Genomic DNA, 17,614 nt, shown 5'->3' with positions numbered 1-17,614 from the left:
TGAAGTGTTGACCGGATCGGGGTGCGGAAATCATCGGACCTCAATATTCGAACATTTGTTCGATACACTGTGGCGATGGGTTGGCACAACGGACCGCCGAGTTGGGGCGAGATGGAGCGCGTGCTCACGGGCAAGCCGCGACGTGCCGGCTCGCGCTTACCCGAGCCGAATGCCGACGGCGGGGACAGCCCGGCTTGGTCGCGCAAGCGCGGCGCCTACGAACCGGTCGGGGAGCGCCGAGGCACTTCGTCGGTGCCGTACGCCGAACTGCACGCCCACTCGGCGTACAGCTTCCTCGATGGGGCGAGTACGCCCGAGGAGCTGGTCGAGGAGGCGGCCCGGCTCGACCTGCGCGCCATCGCGCTGACCGATCACGACGGGTTGTACGGCGTGGTGCGGTTCGCCGAGGCGGCCAAGGAATTGGACGTGGCGACGGTGTTCGGCGCGGAGCTCTCGCTGGGCAACACCCCCCGCACCGAGGTTCCCGATCCGCCAGGCCCGCACCTGCTGGTACTGGCCCGTGGGCCGGAAGGGTACCGCCGGTTGTCCCGCCAGATCTCGGCGGCGCACCTGGCCGGCGGGGAGAAGGGCAAGCCACGCTACGACTACGACGCGTTGACCGAGGCTGCGGGCGGGCATTGGCACGTCCTCACGGGATGCCGCAAGGGGCATGTCCGCCAGGCGCTTTCGGCTGGAGGGCCCGATGCAGCGGCCGCGGCGTTGGCGGACCTGGTGGACCGCTTCGGTTCCGACCGGGTCAGCATCGAACTGACCCATCATGGTCATCCGCGCGACGACGAGGCCAACGCCGCGCTGGCCGCGCTGGCGCCACGATTCGGGTGCGACGTCGTCGCCACCACTGCCGCACACTTCGCCGAGCCGTCTCGCGGCCGGTTGGCGATGGCGATGGGCGCCATCCGGGCCCGCAACTCGATGGACGAGGCGGCCGGTTGGCTTGCCCCGCTGGGTGGTTCGCACCTGCGGTCGGGCGAGGAGCTGGCGCGACTGTTCTCCCACTGCCCGGAGGTGGTGACGGCGGCGGCCGAGCTCGGTGAGCAGTGCGCGTTCGGGCTGGCGCTCATCGCCCCGCAACTGCCGCCGTTCGACGTACCCGAGGGGCACACCGAGGACAGCTGGTTGCGCCACCTGGTGATGACCGGTGCCCGCAACCGGTACGGACCGCCGGAGCGAGCCTCGCGGGCCTACACCCAGCTCGAGCACGAACTGAAGGTCATCAGCCAGCTGAACTTTCCGGGTTACTTCCTGGTGGTCCACGACATCACCCGGTTCTGCCGGGACAACGACATCCTGGCCCAGGGCCGGGGGTCGGCGGCCAACTCTGCGGTCTGCTACGCGTTGGGCGTCACCAACGTCGACCCGATCGCCAACGAGCTGCTGTTCGAGCGGTTCCTGTCGCCGGCCCGAGATGGGCCGCCCGACATCGACATCGACATCGAATCGGACCTGCGGGAACAGGCCATCCAGTACGTCTACGAACGCTACGGCCGTGACTACGCCGCCCAGGTTGCCAACGTCATCACCTACCGCGGCCGCAGCGCCGTGCGCGACATGGCGCGCGCACTCGGGTTCTCCCAGGGGCAGCAGGATGCCTGGAGCAAGCAGATCAGCCGGTGGAACGGGCTGGCCGACTCACCCGACGTCGAGGACGTCCCGGAGTCGGTGATCGAGTTGGCGCTGCAGATCAAGAACCTGCCGCGGCACATGGGCATTCACTCCGGTGGCATGGTGATCTGCGACCGGCCCATCGCCGACGTGTGTCCGGTGGAGTGGGCGCGCATGGAGAACCGCAGCGTGCTGCAGTGGGACAAGGACGACTGTGCGGCAATCGGTTTGGTGAAGTTCGACCTGCTGGGCCTCGGCATGCTCTCGGCGCTGCACTACGCCATCGATCTGATCGCCGAGCACAAGGGCATCGACGTCGACCTCTCTAAGCTCGACCTGTCCGAGCCCGCGGTCTACGAGATGCTGCAGCGCGCCGACTCCGTCGGAGTGTTCCAGGTGGAGTCGCGGGCGCAGATGGCCACGCTGCCCAGGCTCAAGCCGCGAACGTTCTACGACCTGGTGGTCGAGGTCGCACTGATCCGGCCCGGTCCCATTCAGGGTGGCTCGGTGCATCCGTACATCAAGCGCCGCAACGGCGAGGAGCCGGTCGGCTACGACCATCCGTCGATGGAGCAAGCACTGCGGAAGACGTTGGGCGTCCCACTGTTTCAGGAACAACTCATGCAGCTTGCCGTCGACTGCGCCGGGTTCTCCGCCGCCGAGGCCGACCAGTTGCGCCGGGCGATGGGCTCCAAGCGGTCCACCGAGAAGATGCGTCGGCTGCGTGGCAGGTTCTACGACGGCATGCGCGCACGGCACGGCATCACCGGCGAGGTCGCCGACCGGATCTACGAGAAGCTGGAGGCCTTCGCGAACTTCGGCTTCCCGGAGAGTCATTCGCTGTCGTTCGCGTCGCTGGTGTTCTACTCGTCGTGGTTCAAGCTTCACCATCCGGCGGTGTTCTGCGCGGCGCTGCTGCGGGCGCAGCCCATGGGTTTCTACTCGCCGCAGTCGCTGGTGGCCGACGCCCGTCGGCACGGGGTCGTGGTGCACGGGCCGGACGTGAACGCCAGCCTGGCGCACGCCACGCTGGAGCACTCGGGTACCGAGGTGCGGTTGGGGTTGGGCAGCGTCCGCCACATCGGCGACGAACTGGCCGAACGGATCGTCGAAGACCGAAGCGCCCGTGGGCCTTTCGTCGAACTGCTTGACCTGGCCCGCCGCGTGCAGTTGTCGGTGCCGCAGACCGAGGCGCTGGCCACCGCGGGGGCACTCGGCTGCTTCGGCACGCCCCGGCGCGAGGCACTGTGGGCTGCCGGGGCCGCGGCAGGCCAGCGCCCGGACCGACTGCCGGGCGTTGGGGCGTCCTCGCACGTTCCTGCGCTACCGGGCATGACCGAGTTGGAGTTGGCTGCCGCCGACGTCTGGGCCACCGGCATCTCACCTGACAGCTATCCCACCCAGTTCCTGCGCGAGCAACTGGATGCCCTCGGCGTCGTGCCCGCCGACCAGTTGTTGTCGGTGCCCGACGGCACGCGGGTGCTGGTCGCCGGGGCGGTGACGCATCGCCAGCGGCCCGCCACCGCGCAGGGGGTGACGTTCATGAACCTCGAGGACGAGACGGGGATGGTCAACGTCCTGTGTTCGCAAGGGGTGTGGGCGCGCCATCGCAAGCTGGCGCAGACGGCGTCGGCGTTGGTGATCCGTGGCATCGTGCAGAACGCGACGGGTGCGGTGACGGTGATCGCCGACCGGATGCGGCCCGTCGACATGAAGGTGGCGTCCCGGTCGCGTGACTTCCAGTGAGCGACTTCAGCCAGTGACACCTTCGTCGAACGTGCGGTGAGGGTGTCGAAACGGCGAAATCTCAACCCTCGGCGCACGTTCGACGCACGCCTCGTCGGGCTTAGCCTTCCGTCGGCGTGGTCCACACCTTGTCGATGTTGATCCGCAGTCGGGTGCTGTAGGACGCCATCGAGTCGGCCAGCCCGAACTTCTCCGCGGCCTCGCCGTACTTCGCCCAGTACGGGGCGTCGTCGCGGCAGTCGACACCCTCGGCGTCGATGGTCGCGGTGCCGCCGATGGCGATGATGCCGCCGCCCTGTCCGTCGGAGTCGAGGCTGAGGCTCACCAGAGGGTGATTCGTGGCGTGACGAACCTTCGCGGCCGACGGCGTGGTGTAGACGAACAGTGCTGTGCCATCGAAGTAGAACCACACCAGCCTCGGAACTGGCTGACCGGACTTCGCGACGGTGGTCAGCCAGCCGTAGTGGTCGGAGGTGAGGCGTTCGGTCACTTCTGCGCCCAGTTCGGTGGTCATGTTCGCGAATGTAGTCTCCGGCTATGACGACTTCGCCGACGCTGGACCTGTCCCTCGATGAACTCCTGACCACCACCCGTTCGGTTCGCAAGCGGCTCGACTTCGACAAGCCGGTGCCCCGCGACGTCGTCATGGAATGCCTCGAAATTGCGTTGCAGGCGCCGACCGGGTCCAACGCGCAGGGCTGGCAGTTCGTCTTCGTCGACGACCCAGAGAAGAAGAAGGCGCTCGCCGACATCTACCGCACCGCGGCCAACCCGTACCTCGACCTGCCGAAGCCCGAACGCGGTGACATCCGCGATGAGCAGATCGACGCGGTGATGAGCTCCGCCAAGTACCTCAACCAGAATTTCGAGAAGGCACCCATCCTGATGATTCCGTGCCTGGAGGGCCGCCCGGACGGCGCACCGTCCGGGATGAGCGCGTCGTACTGGGGTTCACTGCTGCCCGCGGCATGGAGTTTCATGCTCGCCTTGCGCTCGCGTGGGCTCGGCTCGGCGTGGACGACGCTGCACCTGATCGGCGACGGCGAGAAGAAGGCCGCCGAGATCCTGGGCATCCCGTTCGACAAGTACGCCCAGGGCGGGCTCTTTCCGATCGCCTACACCAAGGGCACCGACTTCAAGCCGGCCAAGCGGCTGCCCGCCGAGCAGCTGAGCCACTGGAACACCTGGTAGGGCTCAGCTACACCGCGCCGGCGAAGCCCTGCTGGCGCCAGGCCTCGTAGACGGCGACGGCCGCGGCGTTGGACAGGTTCAGCGACCGGCGGCCGGCGAGCATCGGAATCCGCACCTGAGCCGTCACGTGCGGATCGGCCAGCGTGGCCGCATCCAGCCCCGTCGGCTCCGGGCCGAACAGCAGCACGTCCCCGGGCTGGTAGGAGATGTCGGCGAAGAACGTCTCGGCGTGCGCTGTGAACGCGAACACCCTGGCGGGGCCCACGGCGTCCCAGGCTGCCGGCAGGTCGGCGTGCACCGTGACCGAGGCCAGGTCGTGGTAGTCCAGGCCGGCCCGCCGCAACTTCGGTTCGGACAGGTCGAAGCCCAGCGGCTGCACCAGATGCAATTCGCAGCCCGTCGCCGCGACCATCCTGATCGCATTGCCCGTGTTGGGTGCGATGCGTGGCGAGAAGAACATCACGCGGAACATTCCGACATGATCTCAGTCGTGCGTCGATATTTGCTCGTATAGCACACAGGGGCGCAACGGCCCGGTCACGAACTCTGTCTGTTCAGTAAGAATTGTGGAAACGGTCGCGCATCGCTGTCATACTCGACCAATTGCCAGGCGGACTCGATCGTCCCAGGCCTGCGGAACGTGGGCAAAGAGCAGCAGGAAGCCTTATGAACTACGCGCGATTAGTGAAATGCGGACCAGCGGCTGGTAGCACGGCTGGGCCGCGATGACGGCGTTCGCGCAGCAACCCCACGTCGCGGCATCTGCTGAATTCGAGAGCAATCTGGCGCAGCCGACGAAGCGACCCTCGCGGTGGTCGATGGGCAATTGGCCCGTTCGCTGGAAAGTGTTTGCGATCGTTTTGGTGCCGCTGCTTTTGGCGGGTGCATTCGGCGGTCTGCGAATCTACTCGGGCTGGACCGCGGCATCCGAACTCCGGCTCGCGACGGACCGCGCAGCGCTCGTCCCCGCCACCGAGGAGTACACGGCAGCGCTGGAAGGCGCGATGCTGGCGAACTCGACGGGCGCCGATCCGCAGCCCGCGCTGGCCGCGTTCGACGACAGCAAGCAGAACCTCCAGCGGCGGCTGGCCGACACCGACGTCTCCCCGGACGTCGCCAAGGGCGTCACCACGCTGCTCGAGGGCGGGCAGGCACTGCTGGACAAGGTCACGGCCAACAGCATCGGCCTGCGCGACCGCATCACCTCCTACGCGCCGATCCTGCTGACGGCCGAGGACGTCGTCAACGGGTCGGTGCGCGTCGACGACGAGGGCATCCGTACGGAGGCGTTGGGGCTGAGCCGGGCCATGGGCGCCCGCGGGCAGATGATGATGCAGCAGCTGCTGGTGAACAGGGGTGGCGAGCTTCCCGAGCCCGAACTCCGCACCTCCATGATCACGTTGGCCGGCACCGAACCGTCGACCCTGTTCGGTATCAGTCAGGTGCTCGGCGTCGGCTCGCCCGACGCGCAGAAGCTGCAAGAAGAGTTCGTCAAGCGGATGGGGATGATCTCCGATCCCGCGGTTCCGCTGGTGAACAACCCCGACTACAGCCAGTCGCTGGCGACCACCAACGAGATCGCCCTTTCCGTCATCAAGTCGACGTCGAATGCGGTCTCCTCCGCCGTCGAGGATCAGGCCAGTGCCAAGCGCACCGAGGCGATTCGTGACTCCGCGATCGTCGCCGCCGCCATGCTCGTCGCGCTCCTGATCGTCACGTTCGTGGCACGCACGCTGGTTCGCCCGCTGCGGCGGCTGCGCGACGGCGCCCTCAAGGTTGCCCACGAGGACCTCGCGCGCGAACTGGAGCGGGTGCGGGCCGGCGGCGCGGTGGGTCCAGTGCAGCTGCTGCCGGTGCAGACCACCGAGGAGATCGGTCAGGTGGCGCACGCCGTCGATGAACTGCACGAGCAGGCCGTGCTTCTGGCCGGCGAGCAGGCCAACCTCCAGATGCAGGTCGACGACATGTTCGAGACGTTGTCTCGGCGCAGCCGGTCGCTAGTGGACCAGCAGCTCACGCTCATCGACAGCTTGGAGCGCAACGAAGAGGATCCCGAGCGACTCGAGAGCCTGTTCCGCCTCGACCACCTGGCCGCCCGGATGCGGCGCAATGGCGCCAACCTGCTGGTGCTGGCGGGCTCGAAGATTCCGCGCGAGCAGGCCGACCCGGTACCCGTCGCGGCACTGATCAACGCGGCGGCCTCCGAGGTGGAGGACTACGCGCGCGTCATCACGGCGTCGGTGCCGGAGAGCGAAGTGCTCGGCGTGGCGGCCGGTGACCTCGTGCATCTGCTCGCCGAGCTGCTGGACAACGCGTTGCGGTACTCGCCGCCGATCTCGCAGGTGCGGGTCTCGGCGGTGCACACCGGCAATGGTGGGCTCGTCATCGAGGTCAGCGACATCGGCTTGGGGATGACGGACTCGGACCTGCGGGTGGCCAACGTGCGTCTGCAATCCGGTGGCGAGGTCAACCCATACACCGCGCGACACATGGGTCTGTTCGTCGTCGGTCGATTGGCGACGCAGCACGGGCTCGTCGTCCGATTGCGCAGTACCGTTGCGGGGGACCAGAATTCGGGTACCACGGCGGGTGTGTTCATCCCCGCGGGGCTCCTCATCGAGCACGCGGGCAGCTACCAGGACAACGGTCAGGGCTACCCCGTCGCCGCCGATGCGCACGCCGGAATCGCGACGGCGTTGTCCCTCGACGCGGGGCCCGTCGACAACGGCCAGTACGCCGAATACGACGAGTCTGACGAGTACGACGAGTACGGAACAGGCTACGGCGCTGAACCCGAGTACCCGGCGGCCGAGTACCGCAACGGCCACGCGGACATCCCCGTTTCGCTTCTGCCACAACGCAATCCGGGTGCCAGCGGCATCTCCGGCATCCCATCGGTGCCGGACGAGCCGGTCGCCGAACCCGAGTCGGATTGGCTCGAGGACGAGTGGCCCGAGGATTCGATGCCTGCGCAGACACCCCCGCATGCACCCGAGGAGCCGCCCGTCGCACCGCCGCAGTGGACGCAGGCCGACCGTCCCGCTCCGACGCCCACGAACACGTCGGCGTTCTTCGCCTCCCGCGACCAGGTGCCCAGTCAGTACCGCGAGCCGAGCCAGCCGGCAACCAATGGCGTGCCGGGCCAACACGCCAACGGCGTGCCGAGTCAGCCGCCCGTACCCGTTGAGCCGCCCGCACCCGTCGAGCCGGTCGAAGTCGTCGAACCGGCGGCGAGCGAGTCCGTTCCGCAGGCCGAGCCCGCCGCGGCCACAGATTCGGATGGGTCGATCTTCTCGAAGATGTTGTCGGAGTGGCTGATCGATGATCCCGTCGAGCTGGCCGCCAGCACGGATCTCGACTGGCAGACGGTGTGGGACAAGGGCTGGTCGGCGGCCGCCGCCGCAGCGGACGCGCCCGTCGAGCAGCACACCGAACACGGCCTGCCCATGCGCGACCCGGGTGCCCGACTGGTTCCCGGCGCCGCTGACGCACCCGAGCATGGCCACGGCGCCAACGGAAATGGCAACGGCAACGGGCGGCACCGCAACGGTGACGCCGACGCCGAGGGCGACGCAGGATCGGCCGAACTGCCGCACCGCGACCCCGACGCGGTGCGCGAAACCATCAGCAATCACTTCGGCGGCGTGCACGCAGGCCGCACGCATGCCAGGGACAGCAGGGAGGCAGACGAACGATGACCGGTTCGGGGCAACGCGAATCCCTGGATTGGCTGGTCGCCAAGTTCGCCCGGGAGGTGCCAGGGGTGTCGCATGCCATCCTGGTGTCGGCCGACGGCCTGCTGATGGCGTCGAGCGAGCACATGCCGATCGAACGGGCCGATCAGTTGGCGGCCGTCGCGTCGGGCATGGCCAGCTTGTCGATGGGGGCGGCGCAGCTCTTCGACGGTGGGTACGTGATGCAGTCGATCGTCGAGATGGAGCACGGATACCTGCTGCTGATGCGGGTCGGTGACGGTTCGAACCTGGCCACCCTGGCCACCCGATCGTGCGACATCGGTCAGATCGGTTACGAGATGGCGGTTTTGGTCGAACAGGTGGGCACCGTGATTCAGTCCGCCCGACGCCGCGCCGCCCAATCCTCTTGAGTCGCCGATGGACGGTCAGCGCGACGGGTGGGAATCGGGCACCTCGAGGGATCAAGCCAACCTGGTCCGGCCGTACATCTTGACGTCGGGCCGCACCACGGCCCGCATTGCGCTGGCGCTCGAGGCGCCAATCAGGACGTTGGAGTTCGGACCCGCGCCACGTTGGCCGGCGAGCGACGTGCGTGCCAAGATCGTGAGGTTGGGTGTCGAAAGCCCGTCGGTCGCCGAGATCGCCGCTCGCCTATCCTTGCCACTCGGGGTGGCCCGTGTCGTGATCGGTGATCTCGTCACACAGGGCTACCTTCAAGTGCAGGACACCCTCGGCGAGACCTCGACCACCGAGGAACGACGCGAACTCATAGGGAGGACCTTGCGTGGCCTACGGGCACTCTGAGCGGCGCTCTGCGTCCACCAAGATCGTCATCTCGGGCGGCTTCGGCGCCGGCAAGACGACGTTCGTTGGCGCGGTTTCGGAGATCATGCCGCTGCGCACCGAGGCCCTGGTGACCAACGCCTCGCAGGGGATCGACGGGCTCGAGGCCACTCCCGAGAAGAACACCACCACGGTGGCGATGGACTTCGGCCGCATCACTCTTGCCGAGGATCTGGTGCTGTATCTGTTCGGGACACCGGGTCAGCGGCGGTTCTGGTTCATGTGGGACGACCTGGTTCGTGGCGCCATCGGGGCGGTGATCCTGGTCGACGTCCGCAGGCTGGACGACAGCTTTGCCGCGGTGGACTTCTTCGAGGCGCGCCGCATTCCGTTCCTCATCGCGGTCAACGAATTCGACGGTGGGCCAAGGTTTCCGGCGCAGGCGGTGCGCAAGGCGCTGGCGCTGGCCGAGCACATCCCGATCGTCACCGTCGATGCGCGTGACAGGCATTCGGCGCGGGCCGCGCTCATCGCGGTGACCGAGTACGCGCTGATGAACCTCAGCTCGCTGCCCGGCTGACGGTGACGGCGCCCGACGACGACTCCTGGGTGGACCGGGAGTATGTCGGCCATGACTTCCGTGACGACGATCTGAGCCGCGTGCGCACCGAACGGGTGGTGTTCACCGACTGCGACTTCAGCGGCGTCGACATGTCCGAGTCCGAGCACGTTGGGTCGGCGTTCCGCAACTGCACGTTTCGTCGAACCGCCTTGTTCCACAGCACCTTTCGGCATTGCAGCCTGCTGGGATCGGTGTTCTCCGAATGCCGGCTGCGGCCCGTCACGATGGTCGAGGTCGACCTGACGCTGGCGGTGCTCGGGGGGTGTGACCTACGCGGCATCGAGCTGTCCGACTGCCGGCTGCGGGAGACCAGCCTGGTTGGTGCCGATCTGCGCAAGGCCGTGCTACGCGGCGCTGACCTGCGCGGCGCCCGCACGCAGAACCTCAAGTGCGACGAGGCGGACCTTCGGGGAGCGCGCCTCGATCCGACGTTCTGGACGACGGCTTCGGTGCGCGGCGCCAAAATCGATGTCGACCAGGCATTCTCGTTCGCCGCGGCGCACGGCCTCGACATCCACGGCGACTGAGCTACGCGTCGGCGCCGTCTTGACCGCCGGGGGAGCCGCCGGACCCGCCGGGGGCGTTGCCGGAAGCGGGATTGCCGGTGCCGCCATCGCCTCCATCGCCGCCGGTGGCGTTGCCGCTGGCCGGGCTCTGGGCATTGCCGCCGGCGCCGCCGGCACCGCCAGCGCCTTCAATCGGGCTGCTGTTGCCGCCGTCGCCGCCGTTGCCGCCGATGGACGTGCCGTCTGCTTGCGGGTTCTTGGCGTCTCCGCCGCGGCCGCCGTTGCCCGCGTTGCCATAGCCGCCATGGTTGGTTGTGCCGTCTCCGCCGCGCCCGCCGTTTCCGCCGGTGGCAACGGTGTTGCTGAAGCCGCCGCTGAAACCGCCTGCGGCGGCTGGGCCGCCGTCACCGCCGTCTGAGTGGCTGAAGGGGGTGCCTAGGCCGCTGGACCAGCCTGCGCCGCCGTCGCCGCCGTCACCGCCAGTCGCGTTGCCGTCCGCGAAGACCCCCGTGGCGAAATCGCCGCCGGAAGCATTGGCGTCACCGCCGTTGCCGCCGAATTCGCCGTCGGGCCCGACGTCGCCGCCGTCACCGCCGTTGCCGCCGAACGCGTTGCCGGCCCCACTCACGACGCTGTGACTGCCGTCGCCGCCGTCGCCGCCGTCCCCGCCGCTGACGGGTCCGTTGCCGCCGTTACCCCCGTCGCCGCCGTTACCCCCGTCGCCACCGAAGGCAGTGGCGTTGGCGGCGGTGGTGGCCGCGCCGATCCCGCCGTTGCCGCCCTTGCCTCCGTTGCCGACCCCACCACCGTTGCCGCCGTCACCGCCGCTGCCAGCGGTCGCGTCACCGACCGTCGTGGCGGCACTACCGCCGTTGCCGCCCTTGCCGCCGTCGCCGTCGGATGAGTTGCCGCCGTCGCCGCCGTTGCCGCCGGTCGCAGCCACCGCGATCGAATTGTCGACCCGCTCGCCGTTGACGATGGTGATCGAGCCGGCGTCGCCGCCGTTGCCGCCGTCCCCGCCATCGCCTCTATATGCGCGGCCGCCGTCACCGCCGTTGCCCGCAATACCGGTCAGGGGGTCAGCGGCGCCGCCGTTGCCGCCGTGACCGCCGTTGCCGATGAACACGCCGCCCGCTCCGCCGTTGCCGCCGTCTTGGCCGATTCCGCCGTTGGCGCCGTTGCCGCCTGCGCCGACAAGCAGGCCACCGAGCCCGCCGTTCTGTCCCGGTGTGCGCCCGTTTGCGCCGTTGCCGATGAGTAACCCGCCATTGGCGCCGGCGGTGACGGCATCACCGATGAGCCAACCGCCCGGCCCGACGACGTTGAACGGGTTGGCCAGGATCTGAACCGGTGCGCCCAACAGGCGAGCCAGGATCGGGTCGATGGGAGCCGCGGGTTGGGCCGCGCGGACCGCCGCCGGGACGAACACTGCCGGGGCGAACACGCCGTCGGCACCCCGTCCAGCGCCCAGTGCGCAAACGATGTCGGTAGAGGCGCACGACGCCGCGAGCAGATCGTTTGGAATGGGCACCGAACTATCGACCAGGACGACCGGCATGCTCACAATGCGCGGCGGAGCTGGCGAGCTGAGCGGCCCACCTACTAGAGCGGCCCCGGCCGCCGCCAACGCACCGGCAGCGACCGCCGACGCAAGAATCCGCTGCTGCCGCGATTGCTTCGCATGCTTGGCCATGAGAACGTTCCCTTCACCGAAACACTCACTGCGGGTTCGCAGGTGGTTGTCAGAAACCTAAGTCCGCTGCGGTGGGCCGGCTGGGGTAGTCGACTACCCCAGTTCCGCCAGTAGTGGGGTAGTGAAATACCCCAGCGCGACGTTGACGCAGCGTCCACCATCGAATCCATGACCACTGATGCGCGCCGGGCCGAGTCGCTGAAGCGGTTGCCGTTGCCGTATGCGGTCGCGCTCCGGTTGCGCGATGCGGGGGTGGCCGACGAAATGATCGCCGAGCGTGTTGGGGTGGACCGGGCCGCGCTCCCGACGTTCATGCGAGTGGCTGAAGCCAAGCTCGCAACTGCGTCCGACGAGCCACCGACCTAGTTTTCGCGCTTGCTCGATCCCCGCTGCGGAATGCCTGTGCCGGTTAGACTCTGGCAGTGATACGCCAGTGGCCACTGATCGGGCGATCAGAGGAACTTGCGGTGATCGCCGACGCCACGCGGGTCACCGCCGACCACGCTGGCGGGATCGTGCTGTCCGGCTCCGCCGGTGTCGGCAAGACGCGGGTGGCGCGGGAAGCCGTCGCGGGCTGTGGTCCGCGTACCGCGCGCCGACATTGGATCGTCGGCACGGCTTCGGCGCGCAGCGTCCCACTAGGCGCATTCGCCGACATCGCCAGCGATTTCGGCCCGGATCCGTTGCGCCGGGTGCGTGAGGTGATCGACGGACTCATTGGCGACGCACGCGATGGTGAGGTCGTCGTCGGTGTCGACGATGCTCATCTCCTGGATGACCTGTCGGCGTTCACCGTGCACCAGCTCGTCACCCGCGGACTGGCCACCGTGATTCTGACCATTCGCTCGGGAGAGGCGCCGCCCGACGCGATCACCGCGATCTGGAAAGATCAGCATCTGGAACGCCTTGAACTGCAACCGCTATCGCTGCCAGAAATCGCGGGCCTAGTGGAGCATGTGCTCGGTGGTGCGGTGGACTCCTTTAGCACACAACGGCTTTGGCGGTACACCCAAGGCAATGCGCTATATCTGCGCCACCTCCTCGACAACGAAATAAGCGCCGGTCGGATGACGCAGCGCTCGGAAGTGTGGCTCTGGGATGGTCAACCGGAGCTATCCCCGACACTGGCAGAGTTGCTTGAAGAGCGGATCTCCCAAGTGCCGAGCTCCGTGCGCGACGTGCTTGACGTCCTCGCGGTGGCGGAACCGATGGAAACTCAGGTCCTGGAGGCGATCACCGATTCCGACGCAGTGGCCGAGGCCGAATCACTTGGCCTGATCAGCGTCGACCCCCACGTACGACCCGCGTCCGTGCGGCTCGCTCACCCGCTACTCGGCGAGGTGCGCCGCAGCGGGTCCCTCCGGCTGCGGCGGCTGCGCGGGCGCATCGCCACCGAATTCGCCAGAGTGGGCTCGACCGATCCGCGAGGCTTGGTGCGACAAGCGGTCCTCACCTTGGAATCCGACCTCGTACTCGATCCGGACCTGCTACTCGCCGCCACGTCGTCGGCGATGCAGCTCGGTGATCTTCGGCTTGCCGAGATGTTGGCTGAGCGGGCCGTAGCTGCGGGAGGCGGGCTTCCGCCGAAGATGATCCTGGCGATGGCGATCACGTGGCAGGAGCGCGGAGTCGACGCGGAGGCCCTCCTCGCGGAACTCGCCCGCGAGACGAACGGCCCCACCCGTGCTCAGATCGCCATCCTGCGTGCGATGAACTTCGCCATCAGTCTCGGTGATGCGGCCAGTGCCGAAAGGGAACTCGACGAGTCGATACCCGCCGACGACGAAGCGGCGCAAGCGATCGCCAATGCATTGCGCGCCATGATCGACCTGATGCGCGGCCAGTCCTCAGCCGTCGATCGTGCCGGCATCATCCTCGCCGGAGCGCCGGCCAACGACATCGCACACATGATGTCGATCTGGGTGGTGGTCACCGGGCTGGGCGATCTTGGCCGCATCGACGAGCTCGAATCGGCGGCCGACGCCGGCTACCAACTTGCCGAAAAGTCTGCCGAAGCCTCGCATCTGCGCCTGCCGCTGGCCGCAGTGCAAGTCATCGCGTATCGACTCGCGGGTGCGCTGACGTCATTGGACGCGATGATCGTCCGCATCGGGCGCGACACGATCGACGTTCCGTTTCAGCAGGCGTGGCACAGCCTTTTCGCCGGCCTGTCAGCGATGAGCCGAGGCGAGCTCCCCGCGGCGCAACGTGCCCTGCAAGAAGCGATCGCGCATCTGGAGAATGACGGCGGCGGACGCATGACGAGGACCTTCGCGCGGTCATGGTTGGCGGCCGTGACCGCTATGACTGGCAGAGCAGTCGACGCGCGCCGCGAGCTCGCGGCCATCGAGCGGTCTCCCCAAGACGCCGAAGCCGGCGCGTGGGACCTCGAGCGATTCATCGCCGAGGCATGGACGTGCGCCGCCGAAGGCGCCACGTCGCAAGCGATCTCGATCCTCCGTGACGCAGCTGCCAACGAAGCCGAACGCGGCCGAACCGCCTGGGAAGTCGTGCTACTCCAGACCGCGACGCAGTTCGGTGACCACACGACCGCCGCGAGGTTGGCCGAACTGGAGGCCCAGATTCAAGGACCACGTGCACTGGCCGCCGCGGCTCATGCCGCAGCGCTCGCGGCGGGAAGCGGGGACGCACTCGTCGACGCGTCACACCAATACGAAGCATTCGGCGATCGCATCGCCGCCGCTGACGCCGCGGCCCAAGCCGTCGTCGCGTATCAAGAAGCCGGGTCGCGCGGCGCAGCGATGAGCGCGTCCACCATCGCCCAGCGACTGGCAGCCGAATGCCAAGGGGCCCAGACTCCCGCGCTACGGGCCGCGACGACATCGCAACCGTTCACTGCCCGTCAGCGCGAAATCATTTCTCTTGCCGCACAAGGGCTATCGAACAAGGACATCGCCGACCGGCTCACCATGTCGACCCGCTCCATCGAAGGGCACCTGTTCCGCGCCTCCCAACGCGTCGGAGCCAACAGCCGCGAACAGCTGATCTCGATTCTGCAGGGGTGCTAAGGGTCAGCCGCCCTTGAGTCGAATCTTGAAGCGCACGAAGCTCAGATAGCCGACGCAGATCGCGCCTTGGAAGGCCATGTTCAACCACCACGCACCTGCGGTGTGCTTCCAATGCTCGTCTTGCGGTGTCAGCGGGCCCGGCACGAGCCTGAGCAGATCGATCGTCGACGCCGTCGAGGCGAAGCCCCAGCGGGCCGGGGTGACCCACGACATCTGGTCGAGCACGATCCGACCTGTCACGGGGATCATGCCGCCCTGGAACACCAGCTGCGACATGATCGCGATCACCAGCAGCGGCATGATCTGCTCGTTCGACTTGGCCAGCGCCGAGAGGGCAAGGCCGACCATTGCCGCGCCCACACAACACGCCGCGACGTCGACGTACAACTCGATGGACCGGTTGGGTATCACCGCACCGCTGGTGACCGCCCCAGGGCCCCAACCCTTTCCGAAGATGTTGATGGCCACGACGACTCCGGACTGCAGCAACGCAAACCCAGCGAAGACGAAGACCTTGGCCAGCATGTACGCGGTCGTGGACAAACCGACCGCCTGCTCACGCAGGAAGATCGCACGCTCGCCGATGAGCGCCCGGATCGTCAGCGCGGTGCCCATGAAGATGGCGCCGACGTTGAGCAGCACCAGAATCTGGCCCGGTTCGTTCGGCGCTTCGCCGCCTGCTAGTGCGGTCTTGGGTACGCCGAAGCCGACGTCTCCGGGCACCGACAGTGACAGCGCGCCCATGATGAACGGCAAGAACGCCAGGAAGATGAAGTAACCGCGATCCGAAATGATCAGTCGCATCTGGCGTCTCGCGATGGTGGAGAACTGTTTTGGCACGCTGGTGCGCGTCGGCGAGCCGAGGTCGGCCGGTTTTTGGGTGGCGGGCGGTGGCGGTGGCGGGCCGTGTCGCTCGAGGTAGCGCCGCTTGGCGCTTTCCGGGTCGCCCGCGACGCTGCTGAAGATGTCGGCCCAGTTGGTGGTGCCGAGCTCGGGGCCGATCATGTTCGGCGGTCCGGAGAACGCCGTCTTTCCGCCCGGTGCCAACAACAGCACCTGGTCGCAGACGTCGAGATAGGTCAGCGAGTGCGTCACGACCAGCACGACGCGGCCGGCGTCTGCGAGCTGGCGCAGCATGGTCATGACCTGCCGGTCCAGGGCCGGGTCCAGCCCCGACGTCGGTTCGTCGAGGATCAGCAGCGACGGACCGGTCAGCAGCTCCAGCGCGACGGAGGCACGCTTGCGCTGCCCGCCGGAGAGCTTGTCGACACGGGTGTCGAGGTGCTTGGTCATCTCGAGTTCCTCGAGCACCTCGTTGACGACCTGTTCGCGGTCGGCCTTGTTCGTGTCAGGAGGCAGCCGGAGTTCGGCGGCGTACATCAGGGCTTGGCGGACGGTGAGCTCGCCGTGCACGACGTCGTCCTGCGGGACCATTCCGATTCTGGAGCGCAGCGACGCATAGTCGGCGTGGACGTCGTGTCCCTCGAAGGCCACCTGGCCCGTCGTCGGATGCGTGTACCCGGCGACCAACCGGGCGAACGTCGACTTGCCCGCGCCGGACGGTCCGATGATCGCCGTCAGGGTGCCGGGGCGCGCGCTCAGCGAGATGTTGTCCAGCAGCGTCTTGTTGCCTTCGATGGTCCACGTGACGCCGTAGACGTCGAGCCCGCCGGTGCGGGTGGCGGCCTCGGTCTCGGTGCGCCGGGCCAGCGTGCCGCCCGCGAAGACGAGGTCGACGTTGCCGATGGTGACCACGTCGCCATCGCGCAGCATCGCGGAGTCGACTCGCTGGCCGTTGACGAACGTGCCGTTGATGCTCTTGTGGTCGCGGATCTCGGTGCCACCGGGCGACGGGATCAGCGTGGCGTGATGCCGCGACGCCAGCACGTCGGGGATGACGATGTCGTTGTCGGTGGCGCGCCCGATCTTGATGGACCCGGTAGGTACGTCCGCCGCCCGGCCCGGCCGCAGAATCTTGAGCATGCTGGTCGCGAGGTTGCCCTCTTGCTGGCGGGGCACCGCCGACGGCCCGAGCGCGGTGGCGGGGTAGACGTCCGACGCGGGCGGCTGCGCCGGTGCGCTCGGCGGCGTGTAGGCATGTGGCGCACTCGGATGGGGCTGCGGTGCGCTGGGCGGCCGGTGGCCTCCGCTTGTCGGGGTGGGTGCCGGGCCCGACGGATACCGGGGCTGCCCCGCCGACGGGTACATCGGCTGCGATCGCGACGGCGGAGGTGGCGTCTGGGGGTAGGCCGACGGCGACGGCGTCTGCGAGTACGCCTGCGGCGGGGGAGCGGTGGGCCAGGACGCGCTGGGCCGCGGGGCGATCGGCACCGACGAGGTCGGCGGCGGCGTGCCCACCGAACCCTGATGCCGCCCGACCTCGAACTGCAGCCGTGGGCCGTCGGGGTTTCCGATGTTCACGTTGAGGCCGTCGGTGATGTCGACGACCGGCACGCGCTGGTTGTTGACGTACATCCCGTTGAGGCTGCCGTTGTCGATGGCAAGCCATCGGCCTTGGTCGAAGCGCAGGATCACGTGCGCCCGAGAGATCAGTTGGTCGGCCACACGGATGTCGGCGCGCAGGTCGCGGCCGACGACTACGTCGTTGCCTGCGGCGACGGTGCGGGCCGACCCGTCGTACTTGACCGTCAGCACGGGCGGGGCGGGTCGCGTCATCGCGTCTGACTCTATCGGTTCCACCGGCGCGCGCGACGTGGGTCCGGGCG

The 17,614-nt window shown here is 68.1% G+C and carries 13 protein-coding genes; 9 read left to right on the top strand and 4 right to left on the bottom strand.

Annotated features, from left to right (window positions below):
• Positions 1-75: 75 nt before the first annotated feature.
• Positions 76-3,369 (top strand): error-prone DNA polymerase, encoded by a 3,294-nt coding sequence (locus SLQ33_RS24660; RefSeq protein WP_319456510.1) that lies wholly within the window; start codon positions 76-78, stop codon positions 3,367-3,369.
• Between the two features lie 100 nt (positions 3,370-3,469).
• Here SLQ33_RS24660 and SLQ33_RS24655 read toward each other — a convergent pair whose 3' ends face one another.
• A complete protein-coding gene (locus SLQ33_RS24655; protein WP_319456509.1) occupies positions 3,470-3,883 on the bottom strand; it encodes a TIGR03667 family PPOX class F420-dependent oxidoreductase in 414 nt (137 codons plus the stop codon).
• Positions 3,884-3,906: 23 nt separating this feature from the next.
• On the opposite strand from SLQ33_RS24655, the gene SLQ33_RS24650 reads away from it, so the two are divergent.
• The gene (locus tag SLQ33_RS24650; RefSeq protein ID WP_319456508.1) at positions 3,907-4,560 is read left to right on the top strand and encodes a nitroreductase family protein; all 654 of its coding nucleotides are present in this window, start codon (positions 3,907-3,909) and stop codon (positions 4,558-4,560) included.
• Between the two features lie 7 nt (positions 4,561-4,567).
• Here the strand turns inward: SLQ33_RS24650 and SLQ33_RS24645 are convergent, their stop codons facing one another.
• A complete protein-coding gene (locus tag SLQ33_RS24645) occupies positions 4,568-5,032 on the bottom strand; it encodes a tRNA (cytidine(34)-2'-O)-methyltransferase (protein ID WP_319456507.1) in 465 nt (154 codons plus the stop codon).
• 253 nt (positions 5,033-5,285) lie between these two features.
• Here SLQ33_RS24645 and SLQ33_RS24640 point away from each other — a divergent pair, with 253 nt between their 5' ends.
• From SLQ33_RS24640 to SLQ33_RS24620, 5 genes are read left to right on the top strand one after another with little or no spacing between them, the layout of a single operon-like run.
• A complete protein-coding gene (locus SLQ33_RS24640; RefSeq protein WP_319456506.1) occupies positions 5,286-8,258 on the top strand; it encodes a HAMP domain-containing sensor histidine kinase in 2,973 nt (990 codons plus the stop codon).
• Entirely contained in the window at positions 8,255-8,665 is a 411-nt protein-coding gene (locus SLQ33_RS24635; RefSeq protein WP_319456505.1) for a roadblock/LC7 domain-containing protein, read from the top strand. The genes SLQ33_RS24640 and SLQ33_RS24635 overlap by 4 nt, the downstream gene beginning before the upstream one ends.
• A gap of 7 nt (positions 8,666-8,672) precedes the next feature.
• Positions 8,673-9,059, top strand: coding sequence for a DUF742 domain-containing protein (locus SLQ33_RS24630; protein WP_319456504.1), 387 nt, complete (start codon positions 8,673-8,675; stop codon positions 9,057-9,059).
• Positions 9,040-9,618: an ATP/GTP-binding protein gene (locus tag SLQ33_RS24625; protein WP_319456503.1), complete on the top strand. Its 579-nt coding sequence runs from the start codon at positions 9,040-9,042 to the stop codon at positions 9,616-9,618. The genes SLQ33_RS24630 and SLQ33_RS24625 overlap by 20 nt, the downstream gene beginning before the upstream one ends.
• Before the next feature lie 2 nt (positions 9,619-9,620).
• On the top strand, positions 9,621-10,187 hold the full coding sequence (locus SLQ33_RS24620; RefSeq protein WP_319456502.1) for a pentapeptide repeat-containing protein: 567 nt from the start codon (positions 9,621-9,623) through the stop codon (positions 10,185-10,187).
• 1 nt (position 10,188) lies between these two features.
• Here SLQ33_RS24620 and SLQ33_RS24615 read toward each other — a convergent pair whose 3' ends face one another.
• Complete coding sequence (locus SLQ33_RS24615; protein WP_319456501.1) at positions 10,189-11,859, bottom strand: GTP-binding protein; 1,671 nt, start codon at positions 11,857-11,859, stop codon at positions 10,189-10,191.
• 168 nt (positions 11,860-12,027) lie between these two features.
• Here SLQ33_RS24615 and SLQ33_RS24610 point away from each other — a divergent pair, with 168 nt between their 5' ends.
• Positions 12,028-12,225 (top strand): hypothetical protein, encoded by a 198-nt coding sequence (locus SLQ33_RS24610; RefSeq protein ID WP_319456500.1) that lies wholly within the window; start codon positions 12,028-12,030, stop codon positions 12,223-12,225.
• A gap of 101 nt (positions 12,226-12,326) precedes the next feature.
• Positions 12,327-14,888: a helix-turn-helix transcriptional regulator gene (locus tag SLQ33_RS24605; protein ID WP_319456499.1), complete on the top strand. Its 2,562-nt coding sequence runs from the start codon at positions 12,327-12,329 to the stop codon at positions 14,886-14,888.
• A gap of 3 nt (positions 14,889-14,891) precedes the next feature.
• Here the strand turns inward: SLQ33_RS24605 and SLQ33_RS24600 are convergent, their stop codons facing one another.
• Positions 14,892-17,564 carry an ATP-binding cassette domain-containing protein gene (locus SLQ33_RS24600; RefSeq protein WP_319456498.1) on the bottom strand — a complete coding sequence of 891 codons (2,673 nt, stop codon included), beginning with the start codon at positions 17,562-17,564 and terminating at the stop codon, positions 14,892-14,894.
• Positions 17,565-17,614 lie beyond the last annotated feature (50 nt).

The organism is Mycobacterium sp. RTGN6 (assembly GCF_033804605.1).
In the GTDB taxonomy this organism is placed as follows: domain Bacteria; phylum Actinomycetota; class Actinomycetes; order Mycobacteriales; family Mycobacteriaceae; genus Mycobacterium.
This window is presented reverse-complemented; position numbering and strand designations above follow the sequence as displayed.